Origin of the sequence: Methanobrevibacter sp., from assembly GCF_045120835.1 — an archaeon.
Classification (GTDB): domain Archaea; phylum Methanobacteriota; class Methanobacteria; order Methanobacteriales; family Methanobacteriaceae; genus Methanocatella.
The window spans coordinates 1-6,179 of sequence record NZ_JBGVFE010000074.1 but is presented as its reverse complement, the minus strand read 5'-3'; the positions used below and the strand labels follow the sequence as shown (position 1 = coordinate 6,179).

Annotated in this window: 6 protein-coding genes; all 6 read right to left on the bottom strand. The window is 37.8% G+C overall.

The features are described 5' to 3' along the window. On the bottom strand, positions 1-1,848 hold a 1,848-nt coding region (locus tag ACJMLO_RS06925), incomplete at its 3' end, for a pectate lyase-like adhesive domain-containing protein (RefSeq protein ID WP_405295245.1). Positions 1,849-2,268: 420 nt separating this feature from the next. Beyond that, positions 2,269-2,529 (bottom strand): winged helix-turn-helix domain-containing protein, encoded by a 261-nt coding sequence (locus ACJMLO_RS06920; RefSeq protein ID WP_405295243.1) that lies wholly within the window; start codon positions 2,527-2,529, stop codon positions 2,269-2,271. Between the two features lie 242 nt (positions 2,530-2,771). Further along, positions 2,772-3,176, bottom strand: coding sequence for a hypothetical protein (locus ACJMLO_RS06915; RefSeq protein ID WP_405295241.1), 405 nt, complete (start codon positions 3,174-3,176; stop codon positions 2,772-2,774). A 317-nt stretch (positions 3,177-3,493) separates the two neighbouring features. Continuing rightward, the gene (locus ACJMLO_RS06910) at positions 3,494-3,742 is read right to left on the bottom strand and encodes a hypothetical protein (RefSeq protein ID WP_405295239.1); all 249 of its coding nucleotides are present in this window, start codon (positions 3,740-3,742) and stop codon (positions 3,494-3,496) included. A gap of 295 nt (positions 3,743-4,037) precedes the next feature. Beyond that, on the bottom strand, positions 4,038-5,906 hold the full coding sequence (locus ACJMLO_RS06905) for a hypothetical protein (protein ID WP_405295237.1): 1,869 nt from the start codon (positions 5,904-5,906) through the stop codon (positions 4,038-4,040). 24 nt (positions 5,907-5,930) lie between these two features. Further along, positions 5,931-6,179 (bottom strand): zinc ribbon domain-containing protein (locus ACJMLO_RS06900; protein WP_405295235.1); only part of this gene is annotated, 249 nt, incomplete at its 5' end.

The window sequence follows — 6,179 nt, the reverse complement described above, 5'->3', positions numbered from 1 at the left end:
TTTCAATACCTTGAATGTGGCCTTGCCCTTATTGTTTGTTTTTGCGAAGTTTTTCTTCCTGTCGGATTTTGATTTTTTACTTGATTTCTTCTTGGACTGTTTTGCAATCTTTTTGACCATCAATCTGACCTTAGCGTTTTTGATTGGTTTTCCTGCATTGTCCTTTAGTGTTATTGTGAACTTCTTGGTCTTTTTGTCTGCCCTGTAGGTTTTCTTTTTGGCGGTTATCTTCAAATCTGCCTTCCTGACTGTGAGCTTGGCACTGGCAGAAGATCCAAGATAGTTGGCGTTTCCTTCAAAGGTAATCTTTACATCATAGGTTTTAGGAGCCAAGCCAACGGTTGAAACTTTTACCTGGCCATCGATGATGGTAGCAAATGTTTTGGCGCCGTTAAAGTCAACGGCTACATCAGCTCCAGATACAGGATTGCCTTTGGCGTCTTTCAATGTAATTGTCAAGTCCTCATTTATGTTATAGGTTGCAGTGACTGCATCTGCGGACAATACGGTGCTGGCTTTTTTAACCTTGACGAGTATAGTGTCATTTACACCGGAATAATTTTCACTTTCATGAGTCACATTGACAATGTAGCCATTTTCATTTGCAGCCAAACCGCTGAAGGTAACGTTTCTGGCCTCACCTGCAACAAGAGTCACATTTTTGGCCATACCTGCCACTTTCACAATATATTCTCCACTGACATCAGACCTGACAGTGACGACAACCTCATCCGGATAGGTCACATCACTGGCCGCCACTTCAATCTTTGGTGCTTTCTTGGTGACTTTCAGGGTGATGTTTTTTGCTGCGGTTTGTTCTAATCCCGGATATGTTGCAACAATCCTGGCCACATAACTGCCCACTTCCAAATCAAGAGCCAAATCATCATTGCTTAAACAATGATATCTCCTGATTTCAACATCCTTTTCTTGAACAACAACATCATAGTCAATTAAACCTATCAAATCATTTTTTTGATTCCTTAATTTGATGGGCAAGGTTTTGCCGGAGCCATACTCGGCAGTGAAATTATCCACATCCCAGAAAAGAAGCATATTTTCGGTTTTATAATAATCGTCATCACTCTGAGCGATGCAGTTCAGCCTATAACCCTTCATCATGGCATTGCCATAATATTGTGCAGAATTTCCACTGAAGGTACAGTTAACAGCAGAGCCCTCATAAATGGCACCTCCCTCATAAGTTGCAGTATTATCAATGAATGTACAGTTAATAGCAGAGCCCCTAAAAATGGCACCACCCGCACCCAAATCTGCAGTATTTCCAACAAAAGTACAGTCACGGGCAGATCCCTCATAAATGGCACCTCCCATCAATCCAGTATTATTAATGAAGGTACAGTTTACAGCAGACCCTCCGTAAATAGCCCCACCCTCTTCCAGAAAGAAGGCGTTTTTAAAGGTTATATTTTTAAATACCACATTGCCTCCTGCAACATAGAAAATGCGGGCATCCTTATTACCATCTATAATGTGACCGTTTCCGTTAACGATTAAATCACGGCTGATTACGATTCCGCTTTCCAAATCCTCTTCATAGGCCCAACGATAGTCTCCGGTTAAATTGATTTCACTTTCGTTATTGTCGTTGATTGCATCGTTCAGCTGTTGAAATGACAGCCAATTTGAAGTTAAAATTTCATCACTTTGAGGTAAAGCAAGCTCTGCTTTATCGTCCATACAGACTACCTCATCCGCCGGCTGATTGATTTCCAAACTATTTTCACTGTAAATTTCCGTATCGTTTGCCTCACCTGCACATACGCTTGCCATTGCAAACAGACAGACAAGCAGGCAGATGAGCATGAATATCCTCTTGAACCTCATATTAATTTCACCAAAATCTAGTTTAACTGAATAGTATTCTATTTGAATTATTATATAACATTTCCCAAATTCGCCATTCCATGGAGTTTACACAAAATATAAAAAAAATGCAAGCAACTGCCGAAGCAATTACTTGATTACGATTTTAACAGTCCAAGTTGCCTTGTTGTAGTACTGATTGGCTGAAAATTAAATTTTAGCCTTGTATTTGCCTTTTTTATTTTTATTGATTTTGAATGTGGCTTTTCCTTTCTTGTTTGTTTTTTGTCTTTTTGATTAATTTTTTAGCAGTTAAGCTTAGTTTTGCATTTTTGACAGTTTTCCATTCTCATCATTTAAAGTAATGATGAATTTCTTGTTTTTTGCTTTTGCAAGTTAATATGGAATCAAATATGGCTAATTTGCCACAAAAATTATCAACTAATCCAATTTGTCAACTATCTCATCACCCATGCTGGTAAGGCGATATAATCGTCCTTTTCTAGCTTCCTCATTAATACATTCAGCAACTCCAGACTCTTTAAGATCCCTTAAAACCTTTGAGACATGATTTTTTCTAATACCCGTATCTTTTGCGATTTGGGTTGGAATCTTCACTTGGCCTTTCAATGCTTTCACGGCCTTAACGCGGTAAGAGCTGATATTCACATAAGCGTAGGTTTTTAATGTTTCATCATCCATAGTAAAATCTCCATCTTATTCACATTATATTAACTTTATGATAATATATAAACTTAACCTATTGAAAAAAAATAGGACAGCAACGCCAACCATACCTTTTTTCAAGGATGATCCAATGGCTCCGCCAATACCACGAGCATTGCATCTCCAGCATCATTGAACAACTGAAAAATACAAGATGAAAAAAAGATTTAAGAAGGATTAGGGCAAAGTCAGCGTTTTAACCTCAATAAAAAAAAGGATTATTCATCAATTGAAAAATCGACTATTGAGTCGCTTTGAGATGTATCCTTAATCCTTAAGGATTTTTCAACATCCATTGCCAATGCATCGCAGTCTGCCTTGATGGCGTCAAGATGCATCAGGATCCTTTCCTTTTCCTGGTTGATTTTTTTGATGTTTGTGTATGGATAGATGCATTCCTTGAACATTCCATAGTCAATGGTAGTGTATGGATAGTCATTCAGCTGCCTGCAGACCTCACATAGAATGCTGTAGAGAAACCTGTTCATCTCCACTTTGACCTGCTCCCGTATCATCTTGTCTGAGTCAAGATTCCTCTTCATCAGTTTGACCACTTCATTTTTTGCAAAGGGCAATTTTTCCGGAGTTCCGTTTTCATTATCGAATTTTTTCTCTTCAGACATAACTTGTACCTCTTGGTTTGATGGTTGAGACAAATATGCAACTTTAAAAAAAATAGCGACTGCATCTTGCCTAATACTAAATATGTTTTAACTTGTATATAAAGGTATTGTTTAAAATGAAATAATGATAATTTATTCTAATACTTTTCACTTCAAAACATAAAATAAATAATCGAATAGATGATAATTATGATACTTATGAATTTTAAAATAACTCTTCAATCAGAATGGCAAAAATCATGTGACAATATATTTTAAACCAACATGATTTCAATATGCATTAACTTAAAAAATAATATGGAATGAGTTAAGTGAAATCAGTAATTCTCACCAATCCATCCCTGATTGATGTCCGGATATCCGCATTCCTCGCAGTAGCCGTCATAGTACGGTGCCCCGCATGAGGGACATTCACAATATGCTGGGTAATTGTATTGGTTAGCTGTGCTTCTATTTTGATTTGAAACATTCCTTTTAGTGGTGCCGCCATTTGAACTGCTATCACTGGAGCAGCATGCCGCAACAACAATCAGGAACAATATTGCAACTGCAATTGCTCCAACCATAGGTTCACCTCCTTAAAACATGCTATTTTATATTCTATTTAAATTATGTGTAAAACAGATATTTAAAATGTACATATATTCCGATGCGAAATTAAGATGGAATGAAAAAAAGTGCAAAACCTCTTTGGGGACCCAGACCGAGCTACCACTAAATTACTTTTAGCCTTGATTATTTTCATAGATGCCTTTAAAACTAGCTAAAATATTAAGCATATATTATAGAAAATGAATAAAATATTAAAAACAGTTGGATTGCTGACGGCCAATCTAAAAAAAAGTAAAATGGTGAAGCAAATTACTTGACAGTTATTTTAACTTTTTTCACCACACCATTGTAGAATCGATTTCCCTTATAGGTTGCTGTTGCCTTGTATGTTCCTTTTCTGGTAAGTTTTTTGATTTTGAAGGTTGCCTTGCCTTTGGCATTGGTTTTCGCCTTGTAGGTCTTTTTACCTATTTTGAGAGTAACTTGAGCTCTTTCAATTCCTTTTCCAACATTGCTCTTTAAGACAATACCATACCTTTTGACTTTTTCGGATTGCCTGAATGTTTTCCTTTTGGCATTTAACTTTGGAGTTGCCTTTTTGATGACGATCCTGACATTGCAGGATGATGAAAGGTAGTTATTGTTTCCCGCAAAAGCGATTTTAGCAGCATAGGTTTTGGGAGCCAGACCTGCAGTTGAAAGCTTTATTTGACCCTTTTCATCGGTTGTGAATATTTTGTGGCCATTCAAATCAACCGATACGCCAACGCCAGGCACAATATATCCGTTGCAGTCCTTCAATGTGATGACCAGATTCCTATTTACGTTATAGGTCGCAGTTATTGCAGCTGCAATAAGTTCTGTTTCTGCCCTATTGATTATTATGGTGGCATTGGCGACGGTCACATTATCCAATCCATCATATGATGCGCCCACATTATAATCGCCACAATTATCAAATGCATATCTTGCCCACCATATTCCATCGCCGGCATAATTTGCAGCGATTGAATTGCCGTTTTGGAGGATGAACTGCAGTTTATTGCGCAGGACCTCGCCATAAATGTTGGATTTTGCGGTGATGTTGACTATCCTGTTTTTAGTTGTCTGGGATGTGACATTGACATAGAATTTCATGTCTGAAATTATCCTTTCGGAGTGTGTGTAGTATGAATCGGAATCATGGTAAATGCCGATTAGATAGTTTTCACGGGGATTTATATCTAAAACTACCTTGCCGTCAGCGTCTGTGACTTTAACATCCTTTAAAACAACGACATCATCGACAATGACTCCAACAGCAATATTTTGACCGGATTCACCATCAGACATGCGGTACCTGCCCTCATCAGTGTTCATCACACCATCCTCACCCCAATAAGTCACATTTGTAAAGCTGACACTTTCAAGTGAATAGATGGCATTTAACAGGTTATTACATCCTTTAAAAGTAATTGTAATCTTATTTTCATTTATATTTACATCCAAAGCCTTTGAATCCGCCCTATTTTTTAATAAAATAGAATTGGCGATTCTTTTATCTGTTGAAGAACTATTGAAATAAATTGCAGAGCCGTTGGATGCGTCATTTCCGGTGAAGCGACAATATGCAACATCGCCTTCAACATTGGAATAAATGGCCCCTCCACAGCATGCTGAGTTATCGGCAAAAATGCAATTTTCCACCCTGTCCTTATAATTCATGTAAACCGCACCACCCTTTCGGGAAGCCTTGTTAGTGACAAAATTACAATTTGACACAACTGCCGGATTCAAAAGGTAAAGTGCACCGGCATCAGACAAAGCGGAATTTCCTGTAAAATTACACTTTATTACTTCACCGCCATTATAATAAATTAAAACTGCTCCGCCACCAAAATCTGAATTCCCTACAGTATTGCCAACAAAATTACAGTTTACCAATCTTCCGCCATCCATGCAGACAGCACCTCCGATAATGGAGGCGGAATTATTTATAAAGTTACAGTCAAATACTTCACTGTTCTGACCGCGCAATCTAATGGCTCCTCCCAGATAAGCAGAATTATCAGTGAAACTGCAATTTATTACAGTGGAAGAATCCGTAAAGTACACAGAACCGGCATGACCTTTACTACCGACAGAATTATTTTTGAACCTCTCCGACCTGTAGAGGTCAGAGATTCTTAGGTAATCCATTCTAATGAATAGAAATATTCTAAGCTATCCCCCAGGTCCCCTAGGTTGTTTTTCTAGTGTTTTTAATCCTTCGTTTAAGATGTTGATTGCGGCATTGTGGTCTCTTTCGTGTTGTGTGTTGCATTTTGGGCAATTCCATTCTCTATCTTTTAGGGTTATGTCGTTGTTTTTAAAGCCGCATTTATGGCATGTTTTTGTGGAAGCGAACCATTGGTCGATTTCAACGAATGTTTTACCGTATAATTCTGCTTTGTATTTTATTTTTTGTTTTAG